22 protein-coding genes are annotated in these 24162 nt (G+C 47.0%); 11 read left to right on the plus strand and 11 right to left on the minus strand.

The annotated features are described in order from the left end of the window. Positions 1 to 450: 450 nt before the first annotated feature. The 3 genes from rapA (at position 451) to AC6I8U_RS02595 (ending at position 5198) form a co-directional block, all read left to right on the plus strand. Positions 451 to 3360: an RNA polymerase-associated protein RapA gene (gene rapA / locus AC6I8U_RS02585; protein WP_498017675.1), complete on the plus strand. Its 2910-nt coding sequence runs from the start codon at positions 451 to 453 to the stop codon at positions 3358 to 3360. A 102-nt stretch (positions 3361 to 3462) separates the two neighbouring features. Continuing rightward, positions 3463 to 4200 carry a bifunctional tRNA pseudouridine(32) synthase/23S rRNA pseudouridine(746) synthase RluA gene (gene rluA / locus AC6I8U_RS02590; protein ID WP_498017676.1) on the plus strand — a complete coding sequence of 246 codons (738 nt, stop codon included), beginning with the start codon at positions 3463 to 3465 and terminating at the stop codon, positions 4198 to 4200. Between the two features lie 35 nt (positions 4201 to 4235). Continuing rightward, a complete protein-coding gene (locus AC6I8U_RS02595) occupies positions 4236 to 5198 on the plus strand; it encodes a D-2-hydroxyacid dehydrogenase (protein ID WP_498017677.1) in 963 nt (320 codons plus the stop codon). A 97-nt stretch (positions 5199 to 5295) separates the two neighbouring features. Here the strand turns inward: AC6I8U_RS02595 and AC6I8U_RS02600 are convergent, their stop codons facing one another. The 4 genes from AC6I8U_RS02600 to argR all read right to left on the minus strand — a co-directional run bounded on the left by AC6I8U_RS02600 (position 5296) and on the right by argR (position 10462). Then, positions 5296 to 5736 (minus strand): universal stress protein, encoded by a 441-nt coding sequence (locus tag AC6I8U_RS02600; protein WP_042473429.1) that lies wholly within the window; start codon positions 5734 to 5736, stop codon positions 5296 to 5298. A gap of 121 nt (positions 5737 to 5857) precedes the next feature. Then, the gene (locus tag AC6I8U_RS02605; RefSeq protein ID WP_498017678.1) at positions 5858 to 8437 is read right to left on the minus strand and encodes a TRAP transporter permease; all 2580 of its coding nucleotides are present in this window, start codon (positions 8435 to 8437) and stop codon (positions 5858 to 5860) included. Between the two features lie 251 nt (positions 8438 to 8688). Further along, a complete protein-coding gene (locus tag AC6I8U_RS02610) occupies positions 8689 to 9657 on the minus strand; it encodes a TAXI family TRAP transporter solute-binding subunit (protein WP_042473432.1) in 969 nt (322 codons plus the stop codon). A gap of 334 nt (positions 9658 to 9991) precedes the next feature. Continuing rightward, on the minus strand, positions 9992 to 10462 hold the full coding sequence (gene argR, locus AC6I8U_RS02615) for a transcriptional regulator ArgR (protein ID WP_042473435.1): 471 nt from the start codon (positions 10460 to 10462) through the stop codon (positions 9992 to 9994). 338 nt (positions 10463 to 10800) lie between these two features. On the opposite strand from argR, the gene mdh reads away from it, so the two are divergent. Then, positions 10801 to 11736: a malate dehydrogenase gene (mdh, locus tag AC6I8U_RS02620; RefSeq protein WP_042473438.1), complete on the plus strand. Its 936-nt coding sequence runs from the start codon at positions 10801 to 10803 to the stop codon at positions 11734 to 11736. A 126-nt stretch (positions 11737 to 11862) separates the two neighbouring features. Further along, entirely contained in the window at positions 11863 to 12054 is a 192-nt protein-coding gene (locus AC6I8U_RS02625) for a hypothetical protein (RefSeq protein ID WP_498017679.1), read from the plus strand. Positions 12055 to 12111: 57 nt separating this feature from the next. On the opposite strand, the gene ispB is transcribed toward AC6I8U_RS02625, so the two are convergent. Next, positions 12112 to 13083 (minus strand): octaprenyl diphosphate synthase, encoded by a 972-nt coding sequence (gene ispB, locus AC6I8U_RS02630; RefSeq protein ID WP_498017680.1) that lies wholly within the window; start codon positions 13081 to 13083, stop codon positions 12112 to 12114. Positions 13084 to 13355: 272 nt separating this feature from the next. On the opposite strand from ispB, the gene rplU reads away from it, so the two are divergent. The 6 genes from rplU (at position 13356) to folA (ending at position 17298) form a co-directional block, all read left to right on the plus strand. After that, a complete protein-coding gene (rplU, locus tag AC6I8U_RS02635) occupies positions 13356 to 13667 on the plus strand; it encodes a 50S ribosomal protein L21 (protein ID WP_006074830.1) in 312 nt (103 codons plus the stop codon). Positions 13668 to 13688: 21 nt separating this feature from the next. Beyond that, positions 13689 to 13946: a 50S ribosomal protein L27 gene (gene rpmA / locus AC6I8U_RS02640; protein WP_004409945.1), complete on the plus strand. Its 258-nt coding sequence runs from the start codon at positions 13689 to 13691 to the stop codon at positions 13944 to 13946. 256 nt (positions 13947 to 14202) lie between these two features. Then, positions 14203 to 15372, plus strand: a complete 1170-nt coding sequence (cgtA, locus tag AC6I8U_RS02645) for an Obg family GTPase CgtA (protein WP_498017681.1) — start codon at positions 14203 to 14205, stop codon at positions 15370 to 15372. 189 nt (positions 15373 to 15561) lie between these two features. Beyond that, complete coding sequence (locus tag AC6I8U_RS02650; protein WP_252012466.1) at positions 15562 to 16329, plus strand: threonine/serine exporter family protein; 768 nt, start codon at positions 15562 to 15564, stop codon at positions 16327 to 16329. Next, a complete protein-coding gene (locus tag AC6I8U_RS02655) occupies positions 16326 to 16802 on the plus strand; it encodes a threonine/serine exporter family protein (RefSeq protein ID WP_498017682.1) in 477 nt (158 codons plus the stop codon). Before AC6I8U_RS02650 ends, AC6I8U_RS02655 begins: the two co-directional genes overlap by 4 nt. Before the next feature lie 16 nt (positions 16803 to 16818). After that, positions 16819 to 17298, plus strand: a complete 480-nt coding sequence (gene folA / locus AC6I8U_RS02660; RefSeq protein WP_498017683.1) for a type 3 dihydrofolate reductase — start codon at positions 16819 to 16821, stop codon at positions 17296 to 17298. A gap of 63 nt (positions 17299 to 17361) precedes the next feature. Here the strand turns inward: folA and AC6I8U_RS02665 are convergent, their stop codons facing one another. The 6 genes from AC6I8U_RS02665 to lptD all read right to left on the minus strand — a co-directional run bounded on the left by AC6I8U_RS02665 (position 17362) and on the right by lptD (position 24135). After that, positions 17362 to 18165 carry a symmetrical bis(5'-nucleosyl)-tetraphosphatase gene (locus AC6I8U_RS02665; RefSeq protein WP_498017684.1) on the minus strand — a complete coding sequence of 268 codons (804 nt, stop codon included), beginning with the start codon at positions 18163 to 18165 and terminating at the stop codon, positions 17362 to 17364. 8 nt (positions 18166 to 18173) lie between these two features. Further along, entirely contained in the window at positions 18174 to 18554 is a 381-nt protein-coding gene (gene apaG / locus AC6I8U_RS02670) for a Co2+/Mg2+ efflux facilitator ApaG/CorD (RefSeq protein ID WP_234495199.1), read from the minus strand. An 85-nt stretch (positions 18555 to 18639) separates the two neighbouring features. Continuing rightward, a complete protein-coding gene (rsmA, locus tag AC6I8U_RS02675) occupies positions 18640 to 19446 on the minus strand; it encodes a 16S rRNA (adenine(1518)-N(6)/adenine(1519)-N(6))-dimethyltransferase RsmA (RefSeq protein WP_498017685.1) in 807 nt (268 codons plus the stop codon). Further along, complete coding sequence (pdxA, locus tag AC6I8U_RS02680) at positions 19443 to 20432, minus strand: 4-hydroxythreonine-4-phosphate dehydrogenase PdxA (protein ID WP_498017686.1); 990 nt, start codon at positions 20430 to 20432, stop codon at positions 19443 to 19445. Before pdxA ends, rsmA begins: the two co-directional genes overlap by 4 nt. Continuing rightward, positions 20419 to 21723 carry a peptidylprolyl isomerase SurA gene (gene surA, locus AC6I8U_RS02685; protein ID WP_498017687.1) on the minus strand — a complete coding sequence of 435 codons (1305 nt, stop codon included), beginning with the start codon at positions 21721 to 21723 and terminating at the stop codon, positions 20419 to 20421. Before surA ends, pdxA begins: the two co-directional genes overlap by 14 nt. A gap of 90 nt (positions 21724 to 21813) precedes the next feature. Then, the gene (gene lptD / locus AC6I8U_RS02690) at positions 21814 to 24135 is read right to left on the minus strand and encodes an LPS assembly protein LptD (protein ID WP_498017688.1); all 2322 of its coding nucleotides are present in this window, start codon (positions 24133 to 24135) and stop codon (positions 21814 to 21816) included. Between the last annotated feature and the right edge of the window lie 27 nt (positions 24136 to 24162).

Consider the following 24162-nt stretch of genomic DNA (forward strand, 5'->3'; position numbering starts at 1 on the left):
CTGGGGATCTACGCTGGCTCTGATTTCCTATCCTAGTGAGTCAACCGTGATGCGTTCAATCTGACAAAGCCGATTGAACCTGATTCCCTGTAAACCATGCGAGAGATGCCACTATCAGGGCTTGGCGAGTAGTGGCATATCGCTCAGGTTCACAATCTGAGTATAAGTGAAAAATCTCACTTAGGTTCTCAGAAATGACACTCTTTTTTTGCAGTTTGATGTCAACCACGACAATTCAAAAAAAACTCAGGTTTTCCTTGTAATTGGCGTGACCTGTATCACGCCTTCGAGTAAGATTAGCGACCTTTCATCCAAGGGATGGCGCGAGCAAAATTTGCGCGATCACCTACTATTATTTGGGCGGAGTTTGGAGCGCAGTTTGTAGGCAATTGCAAGCTGAGCTACCGCCGAAATAAAAAAGAAATCGATACGAATTGAGGTAGTCTCTCTATGACATTTGCTTTAGGGCAGCGCTGGATTAGCGATACGGAAAGTGATTTAGGTTTAGGTACGGTCGTCGCATTGGATGCGAGAACAGTATCACTTATGTTTGCAGCATCAGAAGAGAATCGCGTCTACGCACGTAATGATGCGCCTGTTACCCGAGTTACGTTTAATGTCGGTGATGTCATAGAGTGCCAAGAAGGTTGGTCACTAGAGGTTGAAGAGGTCATTGAAGACCAGGGTGTGTTTACTTATATAGGTACACGTCAGGATACTGAAGAGACCAATGTCGCGCTGCGCGAGATTTTCTTAAGCCACCAAATTCGTTTTAACAAACCTCAGGACAAGTTGTTCGCTGGTCAGATTGATCGTATGGACAACTTTGTGCTGCGTTATCGAGCCCTCAGTAACCAGTATGAGCAGCACAAGAGTCCAATGCGTGGACTATGTGGTATGCGTGCTGGTCTGATTCCGCATCAGTTATTCATCGCACACGAAGTCGGTCGCCGTTTTGCGCCTCGCGTACTGCTAGCGGATGAAGTGGGTCTGGGTAAGACCATTGAAGCGGGTATGATCATTCACCAACAAGTACTTTCAGGACGTGCTCAGCGCATTTTGATTGTGTTACCAGAGACGCTTCAGCACCAATGGTTAGTTGAGATGATGCGTCGCTTTAACCTGCACTTCTCTATCTTTGATGAAGAGCGCTGTATTGAAGCCTACGCCGAGTCAGATAACCCATTTGATACTCAACAACTTGTATTGTGTTCTCTGGACTTCCTGCGTAAGAGCCGCAAGCGTTTCGAGCAAGCACTAGAAGGGGAATGGGATCTATTGGTTGTCGATGAAGCTCACCACCTAGAATGGAGCCAAGAGCAGCCAAGCCGACAATATCAAGTTGTTGAAGCGCTAGCGGAAAAGACACCAGGTGTCCTTCTACTGACTGCAACGCCAGAGCAGCTTGGTCGCGAAAGTCACTTTGCCCGCTTGCGTCTTCTCGATGCTGACCGATTCTTTGATTACGAAGCTTTTGTTAAAGAAGAAGACCAGTACGCCCCCGTCGCAGATGCAGTAACGGCTTTGTTCTCTGGTCAAGCCTTGGCTGATGATGCGAAAAACCAGATCACTGAACTTCTTTCAGAGCAAGACGTTGAGCCACTGTTCAATGTACTTGAGAGCAACGCAAGTGATGAAGAGAGGGCGACGGCGCGCCAAGAGCTTATCGATAACCTGATGGACCGCCACGGTACGGGGCGTGTTTTGTTCAGAAACACCCGAGCAGCAATCAAAGGGTTTCCTACCCGTAACGTAAATCTGATTCCGATGCCGATCCCTCAGCAGTACACTACATCAATGCGTGTCTCTGGCATGATCGGTGGCAAGATGACGCCTGAAGCGCGCGCGATGAAAATGCTCTATCCAGAGGAGATCTTCCAAGAATTTGAAGGGGAAGATTCAAGCTGGTGGCAATTCGATTCTCGTGTGAATTGGTTGATTGAAAAGATTACCGCGAAGCGCAGTGAAAAGGTGTTGGTGATTGCTTCACGCGCCAGTACTGCCTTGCAACTCGAACAGGCTCTACGTGAGCGTGAAGGTATTCGTGCCACTGTGTTCCACGAAGGCATGTCGATTCTTGAACGTGATAAAGCCGCGGCTTACTTTGCGCAGGAAGAGGGCGGTGCTCAGGTGCTGATCTGTAGTGAAATTGGCTCTGAAGGTCGTAACTTCCAATTTGCTAACCAGTTGGTCATGTTCGATCTCCCATTTAACCCAGATCTACTGGAGCAGCGCATTGGTCGTTTGGACCGTATTGGTCAAAAACGTGATATTGATGTGCATGTTCCTTATCTTGAAGGCACCTCTCAGGGCATTCTTGCGCGCTGGTTCAATGAGGGTCTCAATGCGTTCGCAGAAACCTGCCCAACGGGGCGTATGGTGTATGACCGTTATGAAGAGAGCATCATTAACATGCTGGCAAGCGGTGATACGAGCGAGCTCGATGATGTCATTGAGGGCTCACGACAGTACAACCAAGAACTCAAGCATGAGTTGGAGCAAGGTCGTGACCGTCTGCTCGAAATGCATTCTAACGGTGGTGAGGCCGCACAAGAAATTGTTGAGAAGATCTCGGCAACGGATGGCGACACTAACCTAGTGACGTTTGCCCTTAGCTTATTTGACACCATAGGTCTTAACCAAGACGACAAAGGTGAGAATGCCCTCGTCGTGACGCCATCTGAGCATATGATGGTACCAAGCTATCCAGGTCTCCCATATGAAGGGGCAACCATCACCTTTGACCGTGATACCGCGCTATCTCGCGAAGATATGAACTTTATCAGCTGGGAACACCCAATGATTCAAGGTGGTATCGACTTGGTGATGAGCGAAGGCGTTGGAACCTGTGCCGTGTCACTTCTAAAGAATAAAGCACTACCAGTAGGAACCATCTTGCTTGAGTTGGTTTACGTTGTCGATGCTCAGGCACCAAAGAAGAGTGGTATTAGTCGCTTCCTGCCACCAACACCAATTCGCATGATGATGGACGGGCGTGGCAATGACCTCTCAGCACAGGTCGAGTTTGAAGGCTTTAATCGCCAGCTAAGCCCAGTAAACCGCCATCTAGCAAGTAAGCTCGTTACCTCGGTTCAAGCGGATGTACATCGTTTGATTGAAGCGGGTAATGGTGCTGTAGAAGAGAAGCTAACCGTAGTTCGTGAAGAGGCTCATAAAGCCATGTATGCGAGCCTAAATGGTGAGCTTGAGCGTCTACAAGCCCTCAAGGCGGTTAACCCAAATATTCGTGATGAAGAGATTGATGCCATTGAATCTCAAATCTCTGAGCTAGATGAGTACATCAACAAGGCTCAGGTTCAGTTGGATTCGCTTCGCTTGATTGTGGTCAGTCATAATTAAGCGTTTCGCTGACACATTATTTAACTGATAGAATGGCGCAGCGAAAGTTGCGCCTTTTGTTTTTCTCACTTTTTACCCAGCTATACAGCGCGAGACCTATATATGGCCATGCTAAGTTACACTCCGCCAACTGATCCTTGGATTGATATCGTCTATGAGGATGAGACCATCCTTGCGGTTAACAAGCCATCAGGGCTGTTGTCCGTTCCAGGGAAAGCGGCTGAGCATTACGACAGTATGTGGAGTCGACTGGTTGTCGACTATCCGGAGATTCAGGTGGTACATAGATTAGACATGTCGACCTCTGGACTTATGCTTTTAGCAAAGACGAAGGAAGCCGAGCGTTCACTCAAGAAGCAGTTCCAATACCGTCTGACTCATAAGATCTACTACGCGCGAGTGTGGGGGACGCCTTCCGAGCGCGAAGGGCTTATCGATTTGCCCTTGATCTGTGATTGGCCAAACCGTCCACGTCAAAAGGTATGTTACGAGCATGGCAAACCCTCGCAGACTTATTATCAGGTCGTTAAGCAAGAAGAGCAAACCAGTGTTGTTCGATTGTTTCCTATCACGGGGCGCTCACATCAACTGCGAGTGCATTTGCTTGAGTTAGGGCACCCTATTGTTGGCGATGAATTTTACGCTCATGAAGACGCGATGAATTACGCTCAGCGACTTGAGCTGCACGCTTCAGAGCTGTGTTTCTATCATCCGCAATCAGAGCAGTTACAATCGATTTTTGTTCCTTGTGATTTCTACGAACAGACTGAACAACTTGTGATTGAGCACTTTGACCCCGCGCCACATTTACCCGATTATAAGAGCCTGCCTCGGCCATAAATTGTTTGTCGGCCGTGAATATCAAAGGAGACATCATGGCCGCCAAAAAGATTGTGTTTTTAGACCGAGACACGATTCCTGCACATATTCTTATTCCCCAACCGGCTTTTGACCACCAATGGGTCAATTACTCTGAGACAGCGCCGCACGAGGTCGCGCAACGGATCTCCGATGCCGATATTGTGATTAGCAATAAGGTGTACCTTGGAGAAGAAGCGCTAAATACAGCATCTCGACTGGAGCACATCGCCGTGGCTGCGACGGGAGTCAATAATATTGATTTAGACTACTGCCGCAAACATCAGATCCGAGTCACTAATATTCAAGGTTACGCGACCCAGTCGGTCCCGGAGCACATCATCGGGCTGCTATTTGCCCTTAAACGAAACCTGTTTGCTTATCACAAAGACATTGCTGATGGGGAATGGCAGCGTCAGAACAAGTTTTGCTTCTTTACTCACCCTATTCAAGATATGGCGGGTTCGACCCTCGGCATCATTGGCAGTGGCACACTAGGTCAAGCTACCGCCGCGCTAGCACGCGCTATTGGTGTTAAGGTGCAGTTTGCCGAGCGTCGGGGCGTAAGCGAGTGCAGATCAGGGTACGTTTCATTTGAGGACTGCCTCGAGACGAGTGATGCGATAGCTCTGCTGTGTCCGTTAACGGATGAAACCCGCAACCTTATTGATGCGAATGCACTCAGCAAGATGAAGTCGACGGCTTTACTCATCAACACGGGTCGAGGTGGCTTGGTTGATGAGAGCGCATTAGTCAGTGCGTTGGAACGTGGTGAAATTGCTGGTGCTGGTGTCGATGTATTTACAAAAGAGCCGGCACCGATGGATAACCCATTGGTAGCGAATCAACACCTGCCAAACTTGATTCTAACACCTCATGTTGCGTGGGGGAGTGACTCATCGATTACTAGACTGTGTGAGATATTGGTCAGTAATCTAGAGGCTACCAGCCAAGGTGTTGAGCAGAATCGAGTCGTGTAGAACATTCCAAGCGAGTGCATTAAAAGTAAAAAGTCCCACGCAGGGTGGGACTTGTCTAACAGAGCTAATTCGAAACAGGCAGAGGTAGCCGCGGTGTCTAATTGGCTTGTGGTTTCACCACCAGTACATTGATTGGGGAATTCTGCACTACCTTACTTGCCACTGAACCCAAGACCACTTTATCGATCTTCGAACGTTTATGGCTTGGCATGACAATAAGATCAGCGCCAAGACGCTCAGCGTAGTCTAGGATGGTCGCGTACGGCTTGCCTTCTGCGACATGCACCTTATACACCACGTCATCGGAGATATGTTGCTCAGCGAACGCTTTAAGCTGCGCCTTAACATCATTCTTCATTTGCGCAGCAGCGTCCTTAGGAAAGTAGGTCGCGACCATAGACATGTGAATGCCAGGAAGCACATTCAGTAGATGGACTTCTGCGTTTGAGTGTTTGGCGTGCCAAACCGCAATTTCGACGGCTTTGTCAGAAAAGCCTTTGTCATTCAGATCGACAGGAACAAGGATTTGCTTGTACATGTTATTTCTCTTTTTGGTTCCTACCCTACTAGCATAGGGTAAAGCATAAGCTTGGCTAGTATTATCCGTTCCGTTTTAAGGTAGAGGGCCCCAAGCTTAAATACTTGGGGCCAAAATTACCTTAGGCGCTCAAATTCTCACGACGAGCGCGGCGCTTTTGATTCATCGCCATAACGAGAAGCAAAAGTAGGGCAGGTACAAAGACCCACTCTTTCATTGGTCTATCTGCTTCCTGCACGATAGATTTGATTTCCCAGTCGAAGTCCAGACCAGATGCTTCAGCAGGGCTACCAAACTCCACCATATCGACAATCATCTTGCCGTCGGTCTCGTTAAGCATTAGACCCATAGAAGCAATACGGTCGTCTGCGCTGACAGCATCATCCTCAAATGGTAGGCGAACTGTCTTCTCAACGTATTTGCCTTCAAGGGTTTCGCCCGCGACTCTCAACTCGAGGGATTGTCCAACATTTAAGTTTTCAGTAACTTGAGCTATCTCAACCCCAGGTGAAAGAACTTTCGCTGGATAGACCATATCCCACCAGAAACCTGGTCGGAAGAAGGTGAACGTTAGCGCGAGTAGCAGCACGGTTTCCCACCATTTGTTCTTAGTGAACCACCACCCTTGCGTCGCTGCAGAGAAGATCAACATTGCGATGACCGCAGAGATAACGGTGAGGGCTAAGTGCCACCATGAGTCGATGCCCATCATCAATAGCTGCGTATTGAAGATAAACATAAACGGCAGAATCGCGGTACGAATATCGTAGGTGAAGCCTTGGATACCGGTACGGATAGGGTCTGACTTAGCAATGGCTGCCGCAGCGAAGGCTGCAAGACCTACCGGTGGCGTATCATCAGCCAGAATACCGAAATAGAATACGAACAGGTGAACCGCAATCAGAGGAATAATCAGACCGTGTGCTGCGCCAAGTGTCACAATAACAGGTGCCATCAAGGTTGATACCACGATGTAGTTCGCTGTCGTCGGCAGGCCCATACCTAAGATAAGCGAGATAACAGCGGTAAATAGCAGCATCAAGATGATGCTTCCGCCTGAGATGAACTCAACAAAGTCGGTCATTACAAGACCGATACCTGTTAGGGTAACAACACCCACAACCGTGCCCGCTGCAGCAGTAGCTACACCGATACCAATCATGTTTCGAGCGCCGGAAACAAGACTTTCGGCTAGGTCCACAAACCCCGCTTTGAGCTCCTCAGTGACGTCACTGGTTTTTGCCATCAAGGCAATGAGCGGACGTTGGGTGATTAGGATGAAGATCATAAACACCGTTGCCCAGAATGCAGATAGGCCTGGAGAGAAGCGCTCAACAGTCAAACACCAAACAAGGACGACGATAGGCAGTAGGAAGTGCAGACCAGATTTAATGGTTGGACCTGGATCAGGGACTTCATTGAGTTCAGCATCGATCTCCATACCACCTTCTTTGGCGTATTTAGCGGAGACGCGTAATAAACCAATGTATGAAAGGAGTAGAGCGACACCAACGATTGGGGTGGCGGCATCACCAAACACATCTTTAGTCCAACCGATACCGTAGTAAACCACAGCACTAATCACGCAAAGCCCTAAGATGGTGCCTGTAAACGACAGCAGACTTTGTACTAGCGTTGGGTTATGGCGACGCGGTAGTCCCGTCATGCCCGCTTTACAGGCTTCAAGGTGCACGATGTAAATAAGCGCAATGTATGAGATAAGCGCAGGCAGCAAGGCTGCTTTGATAACCTCAACATAAGAGATACCCACGTACTCAACCATCAAGAAGGCCGCGGCACCCATGATTGGTGGAGTGAGCTGACCATTAGTTGATGCTGCGACCTCTACCGCACCAGCCTTGGTGCCAGGGAAGCCGACTCGTTTCATCAGCGGGATTGTAAATGTACCGGTCGTTACTACGTTAGCGATGGAAGAACCAGAAACAAGACCAGACAGGCCGGATGCGACAACGGCCGCTTTTGCTGGGCCGCCACGCATGTGACCAAGCAGTGAAAACGCAACTTTAATGAAGTATGCACCCGCACCAGCACGTTCAAGCATGGCGCCGAATAGTACGAACAGGAATACAAACGACGTCGATACGCCAAGAGCCACACCAAACACACCTTCAGTGGTTAGCCACAGGTGTGACATCGCTTTATTTAGGCTCGCACCTTTATGCGCGATGACGTCCGGCATGTATGGGCCGCCAAAGGTATACAACAAGAATACCGCAGCAACCACCATCAGCGGTGGACCGAGTGCACGGCGTGTTGCTTCTAGTAAAAGAATCATACCCGTTACGGCAGCGACGATATCCATTGTCGTTGGTGCGCCAGATCGACCAGCGAGCTGGGTATAGAATAGATAGATATAAGCGGCAGAAAAACTGCCCGCAAGCGCTAAAATCCAGTCAATGGCAGGAATTCGGTCACGAGGAGAATTCTTCATTGCTGGGTAAGCAGTAAACGCTAAAAAGATAGCAAATGTCAGGTGGATAGAACGCGCTTCAGTGTCGTTCAGTACGCCAAAATTGAACACAAATGGTAGTGGTGATGCGTACCAAAGTTGAAATAGCGACCAACAAAGCGGAACAAACCAAAGGATCTTGGCGGGTATCCCTTTCGGGCTTCTTGCTCCAGTATCGGCTTGTGCGACCATGTCTTGCACATCTTGCGACGGTTGTGTTGTCTGCGTCATGTACGTTGTCCTTTATTATTTTTAGGTCTGTGACTTTAGAACAAAGGCACAGAACCGTATTTCGCATTTAACATTGTAGTCAATGGATGCAAACGTGTAGTTTTCGTTGTGTTTTTTTAGGGCTCTAAATGACGGGCTTGGAAAGAGAGCCCAAATAGCCACACCAGTTGGGTGTACTAGTGTTTGTTGTTCTGAGTGTTACTCATGATAGAAAGAGGCAGGGGAAGCGGTGCTTCCCCTGCGAAGTGGTCTTATTTTAGAAGGCCAACTTCTTTGTAGTACTTCTCAGCACCTGGGTGAAGAGGGATAGAAAGACCAGCTTTCACCATGTCTTCTTTCTTCAGGTTTGCAAATGCTGGGTGTAGGCGTTTGAATGTGTCGAAGTTTTCAAACACAGCCTTAGCAACGTTGTAAGCTGTTTCGTCAGAAACGTCTGACGTGGTTACCATAGTTGCCGCTACACCGAAGCTGTTTACGTCACCCTCTGTACCACGGTACATGCCAGCAGGTACTGTGCTGTAAGCGTAGTATGGGTTTGCTGATACGATGCCATCAATTTTCTCACCAGTCGCTGAGATTAGCTTCGCGTCACAAGACGTTGTTGCTTCTTTGATTGATCCGTTTGGATGACCAACAACATACACAAATGCGTCAATTTTGTTGTCACAAAGTGCTTGAGAACGCTCAGAACCTTTTAGCTCAGAAGCCAGTTTGAAGTCGTCGTTGGTCCAACCCATTGCATCCATAACCACGCCCATAGTTGCGCGGTCACCAGAGCCTGGGTTACCGATATTGACGCGCTTACCTTTAAGGTCTGTTACGTTTTCAATACCTGCATCAGCACGAGCGATGATGTTGAACGGTTCGGTGTGTAGAGAGAACATTGCACGAAGCTTTTTGTAAGGGCCTTGCTCTTCAAATTTGCTTGTGCCGTTGTAGCCGTGATATTGCCAGTCAGATTGAACGATACCGAAATCTAACTCACCAGCACGGATAGTGTTGACATTGTAGATAGAACCACCAGTGGACTCTACTGAACAACGAATGTTGTGTTCCTTACGGCCTTTATTCACAAGTTTACAGATTGCGCCACCTGTTGGGTAATAAACACCCGTAACAGAACCAGTACCAATTGTGATGAACTCTTGAGCATTAACAGCGCCCGCGCCCATTACTGCAGCGGCAATAGCACCGATTTTAACAAGTTTCTTAAATGCCATGAATTTCCCTTCCTTATTCATTATTAGCCCTGAATAACTATAGTTGTCTTCAGAGGTTTCCTATGTGGAAACGGCATCTTTTTCAATCCATATGTTGAAAAAGTGGCGCAATCATACCAAATAATTTGGAAGAAAATTACTGGATTGTTAATAGAAATAGGGGAATTGTCTGTGCTAGAGATGAAAGGGGATGTATATATTTTGGAATATAAATCAACAAAAACAAACAATTAAGGTTTATTTTTGGTCAATTCTTTGATTTTTCAAGATGTGATTCAAATCACGGAACACCGAGGTTCCGTGATAGATTGTTCTAAATGTTAATGTTTAAAACTTAACCAGCGTATTCAAATAGGTCGCACACCGAATCAAACAGCTGCTTGGTCGAAACGGTTAACGTTGGAGTGATGAAGATAGTGTCATCACCAGCTACGACCCCAAGGATGCCCTCAGCCTTACCTAGGGAGTCCAACAGTCGAGCAATGAGCTGTGCGGCGCCTGGGCCCGTGTGAATCACAACGAGCGCATTATTATGGTCAATATCAAGAACCAACTCTCGAAGTGAGCTTGAGACAGTTGGGACGCCAAGTTCTGCTGGTAAGCAGTAAACCATCTCCATTTTGGCGTTGCGGGTTCTCACTGCGCCAAACTTAGTCAACATACGTGACACTTTGGATTGGTTAATATTTTCAAACCCTTCGTGTTTTAATGCATCGACAATCTCACCTTGAGAACCAAATCGTTCTTCTTTTAATAGCGCTTTAAAGGCGCGAACCAGATTGTCTTGTTTGTCGTTATTGCGCATATACGCCTCTTATTCTTCGTTCTACTCGCAGTGATCGCCGTATTGTGGCACAGAACCCGTATCTTAACCAACTTATCCATGGTTTCTGCCAACGATATCACTTTAAACCATACTTGTTGTAGGTGCTATAACCTCATAATTACCAAGGGGAAAAGTGGGTTTTATCGGCGGACTTTACGTGCTAGTTTAGTGGCACGTATTTGGCGAGTTGCGCGAGCTCGCAAAGCTGAGGTTAATTGATTGTAATCGATTAGTGATTACTATAGCTTTTTACTAACTGATGAAAAATTACCCTACAAGACTATTAATAAGAGATACCAATCTCAAGGAGAACTACCATGAAAGTAGCTGTTATTGGTGCCGCGGGTGGCATCGGTCAAGCCCTAGCTCTACTACTTAAAAACCGTCTTCCTGCCGGTTCTGATTTAGCCCTATATGATATTGCCCCTGTGACTCCTGGTGTTGCTGCTGATCTAAGTCACATCCCGACACCTGTCTCTATTAAGGGATATGCAGGTGAAGACCCAACACCGGCACTAGAAGGTGCAGATGTTGTGCTTATCTCTGCTGGCGTTGCTCGTAAGCCTGGTATGGATCGTTCAGATCTATTTAATGTTAACGCGGGTATCGTAAAATCATTAGCAGAGAGAATCGCGGTAGTTTGTCCAACAGCGTGTATCGGTATCATCACTAACCCAGTAAATACGACTGTGCCAATTGCAGCTGAAGTTCTGAAAAAAGCAGGTGTTTATGACAAGCGCAAGCTATTCGGTGTCACTACACTGGATGTTATCCGTTCAGAAACGTTCGTTGCTGACCTAAAAGCAAAAGATCCAGGTGACATTCGTGTACCCGTGATCGGTGGTCACTCAGGTGTGACAATTCTTCCACTACTATCTCAAGTTGAAGGTGTTGAGTTCACTGCTGAAGAAGTTGAAGCTCTGACTAAACGTATTCAAAATGCTGGTACAGAAGTCGTTGAAGCGAAAGCGGGTGGCGGCTCAGCAACGTTATCTATGGGACAAGCAGCTTGCCGCTTTGGTCTTGCTCTTGTTAAGGGCCTACAAGGCGAAGAGAGCGTTATTGAATGTGCTTACGTGGAAGGTGACGGTGAACATGCCCCATTCTTCGCTCAGCCTGTGAAACTGGGTAAAGATGGCGCAGAAGCTATTCTTAGCTACGGTGAGTTAAGCGACTACGAGAAAGCAGCGCTTGATGGCATGCTAGAGACGCTAAACAAAGATATCGAAATCGGTGTCGAGTTCGCTAAATAATTTCGCTTAGACGCATTAAGCGTCGTTAGAACGTGATTAAAAGATAAACCCAGCTTTCATAAGCTGGGTTTTTTGATCTATACCCTATATAAGCGCGTAAGCATTGGCGTTAGGGGAGGGGATAAAATGGAAATTAAAAACGTTCGTAAGGGCATGTGGGTTGAGTCCCAGCATGGCGTAGGAAAAGTGTTGGTGATTGACGAAGTGTCAAACTCTGTGCTTGTGGAGCCGCTAGGCAGCGACATTCAGTGGGCGCTCGGCGCTGAGGAAATTGAGGAAGACCAGCAACTGCATAATGGATGCGAACAATATTACTGAGTCGCATCCAAGGGTTAACTGCAAAAAGGGGTAGCAACTCGAGCCGCTACCTCTTTTTTATGCCGTACGTTTAACAGCCATGTAAGCAAGCGCTACCAGCGCTTCTTTATACTCACTCTCCGGAAGGACAGAAATCGCCTCTACAGCCTTGTCCGCTTCTCTAAATGCGATGTCTTCAGTGTATTTCAGTGAGCCGACACGCGTCATTGTGGCCATGATGTCTTCTATCTTATCGAGACCATTGCCTTTCTCAATCGCTTCACGAATCATTTCAGCTTCGTGGGCTTCACCATGTTGCATCGCGTGGATAAGCGGAAGTGTTGGTTTACCTTCTGCCAAATCATCACCGACGTTTTTGCCCATGTCCTCACCTGATGAGGTGTAGTCCATCACGTCGTCGATGAGCTGGAACGCGGTGCCTAAGAACTTGCCGTAGTTTTGTAGTGCGGCTTCTACTTCTGGCTCGGCATCATTGAGAATGGCACCTACCTGAGTTGCCGCTTCAAACAGGCGGGCGGTCTTAGAGTAGATGACCTGCATGTAACTCTCTTCAGTGGTGTTTGGATCATTACAGTTCATTAACTGCTGAACTTCACCTTCTGCGATTACGTTAACGGCGTCACTCATGAGCTCTAAAATGCGTAAAGAGCCAAGACCAGTCATCATTTGGAAGGAACGAGTATAGATGTAATCTCCGACCAGAACGCTCGCGGCATTGCCAAATGCTGCGTTTGCGGTGGCTTTACCACGGCGCATGTCAGACTCATCAACGACGTCATCGTGCAGTAGGGTTGCCGTGTGAATAAACTCAATAAAGGCTGCAGCAGTCGTATGAGCGTTTCCTTGGTAGCCGAGCGCTTTGGCCGACAATAGAGCAAGCAGTGGTCTTATGCGCTTTCCACCACTGTTCACGATATAAAAACCAAGTTGATTGATTAGACTAACTTCTGAGTTTAATTGTGCTTGTATTGTTTCATTCACTTTTGCCATATCGTCGGCAGTCAGTGCTTGGATAGCTTTAAAATCCATTACATACCCGGTTGAGCTTAGAGCCAGTAAGGCTTAGTCATTAGTTATAATCTGTGAATAATACACTAAAAAACGTTGATTAATACATGGTGAAAGGGCATTATTGCCGCACTTTTCATTGGCGATTAGTGTTTCGCCAATTTTTTCAAAATATGGCTTGTCATAGGGTAATCATTCGCGTAGAATCTGCGCCCTATTGATGATTAGTTTAGCGCACACCCTATTTGTTGAAATAACAATCAAAAGGCTGTGCGGAAAAAGCGGAGTAAAATATGTACGCTGTTTTCCAATCTGGTGGTAAACAACACCGTGTAAGCGAAGGTCAAACTCTTCGTTTAGAGAAATTAGACGTTGAAACTGGTGCAACTGTTGAATTTGATAAAGTTCTTCTTGTTGCTAACGGTGAAGACATTCAAGTTGGCGCTCCTCTAGTAGAGGGCGGCAAGGTAGTTGCTGAAGTAGTACAACACGGTCGTGGCGATAAAGTTAAAATCGTTAAGTTCCGTCGTCGTAAGCACTCTCGTAAGCAACAAGGTCACCGTCAGTGGTTCACGGAAGTGAAAATCACTGGCATCAACGCTTAATTCGATTAGGAGAGTTTAACAATGGCACACAAAAAAGCTGGTGGTTCTACTCGTAACGGCCGCGATTCAGAAAGCAAACGTCTAGGTGTTAAGCGTTTCGGTGGTGAGTCTGTTCTTGCAGGTAACATCATCGTACGTCAACGTGGTACTAAGTTCCACGCTGGTACTAACGTTGGTATCGGTAAAGACCATACTCTTTTCGCTCTTACTGAAGGTAAAGTGAAATTCGAAGTTAAAGGTCCTAAGAACCGTAAATTCGTTAGCATCGAAGCTGAGTAATTAAGCGTCTCGCTAAATTACACAATGCTTTCAAGCTGAATTCAAAAGCCCTGCCGAGTCGGCGGGGTTTTTTATTTGTATTGAAATGAAGGCAGTCGATAGAGACGAATCTCTAGGTTTAGATAAGGTCTAGCTTGGTGGGGAGTCGTCTCTGTCATCTGCTAAAATGTAGTGATAATCGAATGAAGCCATAAGGCGCGTCGTGATGACGCTTTATCCTTTTGGTGGGTAAGCGAAGAAGTAGTCGGAGTAAGAGATGAAGTTCGTTGATGAAGCGGTAGTAAAAGTCCAAGCGGGCGACGGCGGTAACGGTGTTGTTAGCTTTTGGCGTGAGAAATTTGTAGCGAAAGGTGGTCCAGATGGTGGCGACGGCGGCGACGGCGGCGATATCTATATCGAGGCAGATGAAAACCTAAATACACTAATCGACTACCGTTTCCAGCGTTTCTACGAAGCGGAACGTGGCGAAAATGGCCGTGGTGGTAACTGTACTGGTAAGCGTGGCAAAGACAAAGTCATGAAGGTGCCAGTGGGTACTCGCGCGGTTGATATTCACACCAATGAAATCGTGGCAGAAGTGGCTGAGCATGGCAAAAAGGTCATGGTTGCCAAAGGCGGTTGGCACGGTCTTGGTAACACACGTTTTAAATCATCGGTTAACCGTGCACCTCGTCAAAAGACACTCGGTACAAAAGGTGAGGTTCGTGAGCTTCGCCTAGAGCTACTTCTTCTTGCAGATGTTGGTATGCTTGGTTTGCCAAACGCGGGTAAATCTACCTTTATTCGCGCGGTATCAGCGGCGAAACCTAAGGTTGCGGACTATCCGTTTACCACTCTGATCCCAAGTCTTGGTGTTGTGAGTGTAGTACCTGAGAAGAGTTTCGTCGTGGCTGACATCCCAGGTCTAATTGAAGGTGCTGCGGATGGTGCCGGTCTAGGTATTCGCTTCTTGAAGCACCTAGAACGTTGTCGCGTGCTACTACACATGATCGATATCATGCCTATTGATCAATCTAGTCCAATTGAAAATGCACTGACTATCATTGATGAGCTTGAGCAGTACAGTGAAAAGCTTGCTGATAAGCCTCGCTGGTTGGTATTCAACAAAGTGGATCTGATGCCAGAAGACGAAGCGAATGAAGTGATCCAAGAGATCCTTGATGCGCTGGGTTGGGAAGATGAATACTTTAAGATCTCTGCAGTCAACAAGAACGGCACCAAAGAGCTTTGCTACAAGCTAGCAGACTTTATGGAGACCTTACCGCGTGCTGAAGAAGAGATCTCTGAAGAAGAAAAAGTCGACTTCATGTGGGATGACTACCATAAAGACGCTATGTCAGGTAAAGACGTTATCACTGAAGATGATGACTGGGATGATTGGGACGACGAAGAAGATGACGGTCACGTTGTCTACGTTCGCGACTAAATCGCCATTGATTTTGAAAAACCGCAATTGTTATTGCGGTTTTTTTGTGCCTAAATCATTTCTCTGATACGTAATCTGAGGCAAACTAACCCGCTTAAACGTTTGCATTATTGTGATACAGAACCTTACAGGTACTAAGCACTGCAAGATACCAAGCAGTGCGATAAGAATTATTGCTAGGAAGGAAACATGGCACCAAATCAAAGAGCGGTCTCTCGACTGATTGCTCAAGCAGGTCAGATGCTTCTAGCCCATGGCGCTGAAAGCACCTTAGTTGGACACATTACTCACCGCATAGGGAAAGCGGCGGGGATGGATGAGGTTGAAGTCTCGCTGTCAGCCAGTTCGCTAGTCGTGACCACAGTTTACAAAGAACATTGTGTGACTACCGCGAGACGAAGCCCAGATCGTGGCTTGAATATGCGTGTTGTGACGCAGATACAGCGTATCTGTATCATGATGGAGAAGGGCATTCTAGACTATCAACTCGCTCAAAAGAAGATCGATCAAATTAGCCCCGAAAGATATAACCGCTGGCTAGTGGTGGTGATGATCGGACTGTCTTGTGCGGCATTTAGCCGGTTAGCAGGTGGTGATTGGGCGGTATTCGCCATGACCTTTCTTGCATCAGCGTGTGGCATGATCGTTAGGCAAGAGTTTGGTCACCGTCATTTCAACCCTTTACTGAACTTTGCGATTACCGCGTTTGTGACAACGCTAATCTCCGCTCAAGCCGTGATTTATGGTATTGGTGCACAGCCGCAGCTTGTAATGGCCTCTTCGGTCCTTATGCTGGTTCCGGGCTTTCCGCTCATCAACTCTGTAGCAGATATGATCAAAGGTTACGTCAATATGGGTATCGCTCGCTTTGTTATGGCGAGTCTGCTGACGCTCGCAACCTGTTTAGGGATCGTTGGCGCAATGAGTATTACCAATGTACTAGGGTGGGTGCAATGATATCCGTATTTGAACTTTTACTTGCACTGCTAAACGATATGTTTTTTGCGGCGATTCCTGCCGTGGGTTTTGCTTTGGTATTCAATGTTCCCCAGAATGCGTTAGCGTATTGTGCTATCGGCGGTGCAATTGGTCATGGCTCTCGCTTTCTCATGATGCATTATGGCGTGCCTATCGAGTGGGCGACCTTTTTTGCCGCAACCATAGTAGGGATGATTGGCGTGCATTGGTCTCATAAGTTTTTGGCGCATCCTAAGGTGTTTACCGTGGCCGCTTTAATCCCTATGGTGCCGGGTGTATTTGCCTTTAAAGCCATGATTGCTATGGTGGAAATCAACCATTTAGGCTTCACGCCAGAGCTTTTGGCCACTCTTATGGAAAACTTTTTAAAGGCCATGTTCATTATCGCTGGTCTTGCCGTTGGTCTTGCCATGCCTGGGCTGTTATTCTACCGCCGACGACCAATTGTTTAACTAGGAATACATTTTCATGATCATCAGTATGATAGCCGCGATGGCAAACAATCGAATTATTGGCAAAGACAATCAGATGCCTTGGCATTTGCCCGCGGATTTCGCTTGGTTCAAACGTTGTACCATGGGAAAGCCAGTTATCATGGGCCGTAAAACCTATGAGTCGATTGGTCGCCCATTACCTGGTCGTCGTAATATCGTGGTAAGTCGTAATGCAGAGCTTGAGATCGAAGGCGTCGATGCTGTGACTTCATTGGATGAGGCACTATCGCTGGTTAGTGATGCTGAAGAGGCCATGATCATTGGTGGTGGGAGCTTCTATACCCATTGTCTACCGATGGCACACAAACTCTATCTAACCCATATTAATGCTGAGATCGATGGTGACACTCAGTTCCCTGAATGGGGAGAGGGCTGGAAACAGACTCATAACGAGCACTATAGCTCTGATGAGAAAAACGCTTATGACATGGAGTTTGTCATTTTAGAGCGTTAACGCTGATATTGACTCCAAAGCTAGCAGGCTTTGGAGTCATTGGTTTTATATTCTATCGAAAGATTAAAGAGCTTGTTGGCTGAATAGCTTTTTGTCTTCCCAACGAATCATGGTCAGTGCGCCACCCCAAACACATCCGGTATCTAGACCTATGACCTCATCGCTCACGTATCCTCCGAGCGCTGCCCAATGACCGAATAAAACCGCTTTGCTGAGCGGTTGTCGCTCGGGCAATTGAAACCAAGGAACATACTCATTTGCGTTGACATCGTTTGGTGGCAGTTTACAACCCATATCCAAACGCCCGTCAGGGAAGCAAAATCGCATTCTAGTGAATGCATTAATGGTGTAACGAAACCGCTCTATGCCGGAGAGTGACTCTGACCACAGATCCGGTTCATTGCTGTACATCTTTTTGATCAGCTTTTTCCAGTTAGCGCCTTTCAGTACCGTTTCAACCTCTGCTGCACAGGCTCTCGCTTGCTCTAGCGTCCATTGTGGTGAGACACCAGCATGGCACACAACAAACTCATCGTGTTCAAGCAGGAGTGGTTGATGCCTCAACCAATCAAGCAGTTCGTCACGGTCGCGTGCATCTAGAATGGGGGAGGTTTTGTCTTTTGGCTTCGCTTTGTGAATACCTAATGATACCGCTAAAAGGTGAAGGTCGTGGTTTCCCAGGCATACCTTTGCTGATAACCCTAACGAGCGCACAAACCTTAAAGTCTCCAGTGACTTTGGTCCTCTAGCAACAAGGTCACCAGCGAACCAAACAGTGTCGTGCTCTGGGTTGAATTGAGCGCTCGATAAAAGAAGTTGCAGTTCATCAAGACAGCCTTGAATGTCTCCGACAATATAATTTGCCACAGTGTTCCTTAATTCAAAATATTGGGGATAGCGAGGCGAAAGGGCTCGATCTCTGCGATAAACTCTTTGCCTGCTTCGTCAAGCATGATGTAGTGACCTTGCATGACGCCTAGCGGTGTTTCGATGGCTGTGCCACTGGTATAGGTGTATTCGTCATTTTTTTCGATCACAGGCTGCTGACCAACAACACCTTCACCTTCTACGGTAAGTTGTTTGCCGTTGGCGTCGGTAATGAGCCAGCGACGACTGATGAGTTGCACGGTTTCTTGGCTGAGGTTTTTGATGGTAATGATGTAGGCAAACACATAACGATTGTTGTCTGGATCGGATTGCTCTTCTACGTACTTAGTATGTACTTGGCATTTTACGCATGGCGTAGTCGACTCCATGTCTCTCTCCTGGCAGCTTATGGTGTTCATCCATCAGATATGACAAAAAAAACGCTCAATAGCAAGCTAGTGAGCGTTTTTTCTATTATTGGTGATTGGCGTCGAGCCAGTTCGCCATGTCGACAAACTGTTGCAGTGTCAGGTTCTCTGGTCGCATTGATGGATTCACACCAAGCTCTTCCAAGGTTTCTGCGGACATCAGTGCTTTATAACAGTTGCGCACGGTCTTACGACGTTGGTTAAAACCTTCGCGACACACACGATCAAGCCACTTAAGACTGGTTGCTGGGTAAGGCAGTTCTTCGTAAGGAACGAGACGCACAACCGCAGAGTCTACTTTTGGCGGCGGTACGAATGCCGTTGGTGGCACTTCAAGTACGGGTACCACTTTGCAGTAGTATTGTGCCATGACCGTCAGACGTCCATACGCTTTGCTACCAGGCCCTGCTGCTAGACGGTTAACCACTTCTTTTTGAAGCATAAAGTGCATATCTTGAATGTCTTTATGAAATTCAAACAAGTGGAACATCAAAGGTGTAGAGATGTTATATGGCAGGTTGCCAAAGATACGCAGTTTGTTGTTTGGCTTCACCAGTTGAGTGAAGTCAAAACGCATTGCGTCGCCTTCGTGAATCGTTAATTTATCGGCTAGATCTGGGTGATTACGCAGACGCTCCGCCAAGTCACGGTCTAGCTCGATTACCGTGAACTTATCGACTTCCTTGCCCACTGGCTCAGTGATAGCACCAAGACCCGGGCCGATCTCAACGAGGTTTTGACCCGGTTTTGGGTTAATCGAGGATACGATGCCATCGATAATGTAAGGATCGTTCAGGAAGTTCTGACCAAAGCGTTTTCTGGCCTTGTGCCCTAAATGGACATCATTTCTCATTGTCTGCTCTCTACTAAGTCTATTGCGTACGCCAGCGCTGTCTCAAAGCTGCCAAAGTCTGCTTGGCCTGTGCCAGCAAGATCAATCGCGGTGCCATGATCAACCGATGTCCTTATAAAAGGTAGACCAAGTGTGATGTTTACTGAACGACCAAAGCCTTTGTATTTCAATACAGGGAGTACTTGATCGTGATACATGCCTAAGACAGCATCCGCTTCGCGTAAGTATTTGTCATTAAATATCGTGTCGGCGGGTAATGGGCCAACAAGCTGATAATTTTTCTCTGTGCGAAGTTTTTCTAGGGTAGGAGTGATGGTTTCAATCTCTTCCATTCCTAGGCAGCCATCTTCACCCGCGTGAGGGTTTAGGCCGCAGACATAGATGTTTGGTGTCTTGATACCAAACTTGGTGACCAAATCATGATGCAGTATGTCGACGATTCGCGTTACGCGATCTTCGGTGATGGCATTAGGCACTTCCGATAAGGGAAGGTGAGTCGTAACCAGTGCAGTTCTTAACCCTTCCGTTGCGAGCATCATCACCACAAGTGGTGTATTTGATACCTCGGCAAAGAACTCTGTATGACCACTAAAGCTAACGCCTGCGCGATTGATCACCCCTTTGTGCACAGGGCCGGTGACAATAGCATCAAATTCACCTTTCATACAGCCTTTTGCGGCTTTTTCTAGGGTATTTAATACGTATTGCCCGTTTCGCTCATCCAGAACACCAGCTTTAGCAGGCACTGTAAGTGGTTCATGCAAAATAACCAATCGACCAGGTGTATGAGAATCGAAATTCTGTGGATCGAAATCAGTGAGTTCGACGCTTTTACCGAGCTGCTGTGCTCGTTCTGCGATCAAAGATTTGTCGGCGCAAATGACCACTTGATGTGGCCATTCCTTTTGCGATAGTGCGACCGCTAAGTCAGGGCCTATTCCCGCAGGCTCGCCTGCCGTAACAATAACGCGCTTAATTGGTTGCATTCTCTTCGTCCTCATCGATCACCATTTCGACGAAGGCACTTGCTCGCAGTTCTTGGATCCAAGCAGACGCTTCCTCGTTAAACTTACGATTGAACAAGATACGATAAGCACGGTTTTGCATTGCAGAACCTGTCTTATCCACATCGCGTCGATCTAGGACTTCGACGATGTGCCAGCCGTGTACGGTCTTAAACGGTTCGCTGATCTGGTTAACTGGCAGTGTTTCGACCTGATGTTTAAACTCAGGAACGTAAAGCTCTGGCGTTTGATAACCAAGTTCGCCGCCTTGCACTGCAGAACCCGGGTCTTGACTGAGCTGCTCGGCCATTTCAGCAAAGCTTGCCTCACCAGACTGAACCTTTTGAATGATTTCGTTAAGTTGGCGCTTCACCCCTTCGTCACTAAGAATGACAGTAGGCTTGATCAGGATATGGCGAGCGTTAACTTCAGTGACAGAAACTGTCTCTAATCCTTTAACATCTTCAATTTTCAGAATGTGGAAACCAACACCACTTCTGAATGGACCGATCACAGTGCCTTTGGTTTGCATATTGATTTGATCAGCGAAAATGGTTGGCATTTCCTCTTTACGCATCCAGCCCCAGTCACCACCTTCCAGTGCTTTAGGGCCTTTCGAGAAGGTATAAGCCAATGTTGCGAAGTCTTCACCTTTGTTCAGGCGATCGATAATCGTTTCGGCTTGCTTCTCTTGGACGCTCTTGTCTTCACCATCATTGAAGCGAAGCTGAATGTGGCGGATTTTGTAGGTCACCGTAGCGTCGCTCTCTTTAGCGAGAAGCTCAGATAGGTTGTTTACTTCTGCTGGTAGAATATTGATGCGCTGTCTTACCATGGCGTTGCGAGCTTCGCTGGCGGCAATTTCGTCACGAATCTGTTCACGGAACGCTTCCCAAGACAGCCCTTCAGCAGCAACCGTTTGACGAAGCTGATCTAGAGTTTGTTCATTGTTTGCTGCGATATCAGAAAGAGATTGAGAGAGACGGTTATCGTCGATACGAACACCAATACGATCAGCCTCTTGAAGCTGAAGTTTCTCTAGGATGAGTTTATCTAGAATTTGCTCTAGCAAGATATCATCCGACGGCAGCTCTTGATTGTTCTTACGAGCGTTCGCGGTCAGAGTTTTGGTCGCTGAGTCGATATCGCTCTGCAAAATCACCCCGTCATTAACGATAACGCGCACGCGATCGAGCTCAACAGGCTCGGCTGTGACTTGAAACGACAGTACGGCCAATAAACAGGTTGAAAAAAGTGTACTAATAAATTTCATTGATATTCCCAGTGAAAAACTTCACAGACTGAGAGTCTGTGAAGTGAATTAAGTTCCTTGCGTGATGTCTTGGTGTGAGCCACGTACGTTCTATTCGTTAAGTATAAACGGTCGACCGTATTTCAGCGCATTGCCATTTGGCGGCTCAGGTGCTTTCGAGCTGCCACCTAGCCCCGTAATACCAAAGCTAAATCGAACATTGTCCTCAAAGTTGGCACCACCGATGCCGACGATCCCTGATTCCCAGCTTCGCAGTTGGCGGCTGTAGTCGAGCCCAAAATACCAACAATCGGAGTGGTACTCCAGTTTTGCCAGCCATTCGATCGATACTCTTTCGGTCATATCGTAATAGTATTGACCTGTGGCGATCCAGTTTCGGTTGATTTGATACCCACCCATTAGACCAACTTGGTTGATACCATTTCTTGTCAGCTTAGAAAGTTCATCATTGCTGTAGGCATTGATGCTCTCAATGTATTCCTTTGTGACGTAGCGATAGTTGGCTTGAATGAAGTCATCGTCGACTCGATATTCAATGGCACTGTTTGATAATGACACTGACGAGGAGTCGATATCGTACTGGATTCCGCCGTGATAAAAGACGCGATCGTCGTAGTTAAAGTCGGTCTCAATGGCCCATGAAGAGTAATTTGACGAATCTGCGTCAGATACGTTGTTTGGATTCTTACTCGCCGGATCTAGGTAGTAAATTTGACCGAATGAGATTGCTAGGCGTTCTTTTTGTCCACCATCATAGAAACGAGACGTCGCACCGTAGCTTATTTGGTTGGCAGCAGCGATTTTATCTACACCACTAAAACGACGACTTCGGAACAAACCGTAGTAATCGGTCTGAAGTAGGGTTGTATCATAATTATAGATGTTGCTTTGATCGACTTCTGGAACGTATAGATACTGAACCTGTGGCTCGAGAGTTTGAGTGTAACCGCTGAAAAGCGCAGTATCACGTTCAAATACCATACCCGCATGAGTTCTAAATTCAGGCAGCGTCCTAGTGACGCGCTCCTCGAGTGGGCCGAGCTCAGTGAGGTTTAATCCATCAATATTTTGCTCGTACTGCGTTAGCATATAACGCGCTTCTGTCGTCCAGGTACCCCAAGTATTTGAGAGTGGCAAGACCACACCAGGCTCTAAATGAAGGCGCGTTGCCGATGGTTTATCTTGGTCTTCGGTCTCAAAGCGCGAGACATGACTGATAAAGTCAAAGTTGAGGTGCTTATATATCTCTGGTCGATAGTAGTTGAACTCAAACTGAGGCATCAACTGATATGGGTTGGTATCGTCAACTAAGATCTGGAAGTCTTGCACAGTAAGGGATGCATCCCAAAACTCTTCACGATAGGCAACCGTTCCCTTTTGAGAAAGTTGACCTTCCGAACGACTACCAATGCTTGAGTCAAGATCTTGGAAGTAGTCATTATCACTGACTTGGGAGTAATCTAAATCTAGCTTCCAGTGCTGGTTGAAGTTACTGCTATTTTTGTATTGAAATGCCCAGCGTTGTCCTTTTTCCGGGTATTTCTGGTCGTCAGCTAGATATTCGGCATTGAAATTACCATTGCTGGTACCAGTTAAATAGCGGAAATCGCCTTTTAGCTGCAAGCCACGTGATTGCATATAGTGAAACGTGGTCAGCAAGTCATAGTTTGGGGCGAGATTCCAATAAACAGGAATTTGTAGTTCTAAACCGTTTTTTGAACCAAGAGATAGAGAAGGGAACAACACACCAGTTTTTCGTTTGTTGCTGGTCGGCATGGTCATATACGGCATATAAAAAATCGGCACGTCTTTGACTTCTACACGGCTTCCGTAAAGTGTCGCGGTTTCTTTTTCTTGATCAACTTTGATGTCATCGGCTAGGAAGCGCCAAGAGTTATCATCTTCAGGACAAGTGGTAATCGAACCATCACTAATCTGGTACATGGATTTGCCAGTCTTAGAAATATACACCGCATCACCACGTCCGCCACCGCAAAGCATCTTATACTGGGTATTTTCGGCGGTGATCTCGTCTTTGTTTAGATCGTTGGTGATTTTGTCAGACACAGCATTAAACTGACCGTCATCCAAGGTGACGTTACCTTCTGCGACGACGACATTGTCGTCTTGGTGCAAAGTAACACTGTCAGCTGTAATGGTTTTGTTGCCCTGAATAACAACAACATCGCCTTTGTACGTGGCTCTTTGTCCATTGATCGCCTCTAAAGAGTCCGCTTCAATGTTGATTGGCTCTTGATTGGAATCTGAACTTTGTGCAGTATCAACGGAGCATTGCTCTGCTGGTGGCATAGGTTGCCCACTGTTTTTCGATGTTTCTTCGGCATGTGCGTAAGACGCTAGCAGCGCAGCACCAATAGAGGCCGCTAGATAGGTGCGGGAAAAACGTGACATCGAGTTGTACTATCCTGTTTAACTTGA

The organism is Vibrio sp. KUL80 (genome assembly GCF_059725495.1).

Excerpts from the sequence above, each read along its gene's own strand:
- rapA (WP_498017675.1), top strand. The coding sequence starts at position 451 with ATGACATTTGCTTTAGGGCAGCGCTGGATTAGCGATACGGAAAGTGAT.
- rluA (WP_498017676.1), top strand. The coding sequence starts at position 3,463 with ATGGCCATGCTAAGTTACACTCCGCCAACTGATCCTTGGATTGATATC.
- AC6I8U_RS02595 (WP_498017677.1), top strand. The coding sequence starts at position 4,236 with ATGGCCGCCAAAAAGATTGTGTTTTTAGACCGAGACACGATTCCTGCA.
- AC6I8U_RS02600 (WP_042473429.1), bottom strand. The coding sequence starts at position 5,736 with ATGTACAAGCAAATCCTTGTTCCTGTCGATCTGAATGACAAAGGCTTT.
- AC6I8U_RS02605 (WP_498017678.1), bottom strand. The coding sequence starts at position 8,437 with ATGACGCAGACAACACAACCGTCGCAAGATGTGCAAGACATGGTCGCA.
- AC6I8U_RS02610 (WP_042473432.1), bottom strand. The coding sequence starts at position 9,657 with ATGGCATTTAAGAAACTTGTTAAAATCGGTGCTATTGCCGCTGCAGTA.
- argR (WP_042473435.1), bottom strand. The coding sequence starts at position 10,462 with ATGCGCAATAACGACAAACAAGACAATCTGGTTCGCGCCTTTAAAGCG.
- mdh (WP_042473438.1), top strand. The coding sequence starts at position 10,801 with ATGAAAGTAGCTGTTATTGGTGCCGCGGGTGGCATCGGTCAAGCCCTA.
- AC6I8U_RS02625 (WP_498017679.1), top strand. The coding sequence starts at position 11,863 with ATGGAAATTAAAAACGTTCGTAAGGGCATGTGGGTTGAGTCCCAGCAT.
- ispB (WP_498017680.1), bottom strand. The coding sequence starts at position 13,083 with ATGGATTTTAAAGCTATCCAAGCACTGACTGCCGACGATATGGCAAAA.
- rplU (WP_006074830.1), top strand. The coding sequence starts at position 13,356 with ATGTACGCTGTTTTCCAATCTGGTGGTAAACAACACCGTGTAAGCGAA.
- rpmA (WP_004409945.1), top strand. The coding sequence starts at position 13,689 with ATGGCACACAAAAAAGCTGGTGGTTCTACTCGTAACGGCCGCGATTCA.
- cgtA (WP_498017681.1), top strand. The coding sequence starts at position 14,203 with ATGAAGTTCGTTGATGAAGCGGTAGTAAAAGTCCAAGCGGGCGACGGC.
- AC6I8U_RS02650 (WP_252012466.1), top strand. The coding sequence starts at position 15,562 with ATGGCACCAAATCAAAGAGCGGTCTCTCGACTGATTGCTCAAGCAGGT.
- AC6I8U_RS02655 (WP_498017682.1), top strand. The coding sequence starts at position 16,326 with ATGATATCCGTATTTGAACTTTTACTTGCACTGCTAAACGATATGTTT.
- folA (WP_498017683.1), top strand. The coding sequence starts at position 16,819 with ATGATCATCAGTATGATAGCCGCGATGGCAAACAATCGAATTATTGGC.
- apaG (WP_234495199.1), bottom strand. The coding sequence starts at position 18,554 with ATGGAGTCGACTACGCCATGCGTAAAATGCCAAGTACATACTAAGTAC.
- rsmA (WP_498017685.1), bottom strand. The coding sequence starts at position 19,446 with ATGAGAAATGATGTCCATTTAGGGCACAAGGCCAGAAAACGCTTTGGT.
- pdxA (WP_498017686.1), bottom strand. The coding sequence starts at position 20,432 with ATGCAACCAATTAAGCGCGTTATTGTTACGGCAGGCGAGCCTGCGGGA.
- surA (WP_498017687.1), bottom strand. The coding sequence starts at position 21,723 with ATGAAATTTATTAGTACACTTTTTTCAACCTGTTTATTGGCCGTACTG.
- lptD (WP_498017688.1), bottom strand. The coding sequence starts at position 24,135 with ATGTCACGTTTTTCCCGCACCTATCTAGCGGCCTCTATTGGTGCTGCG.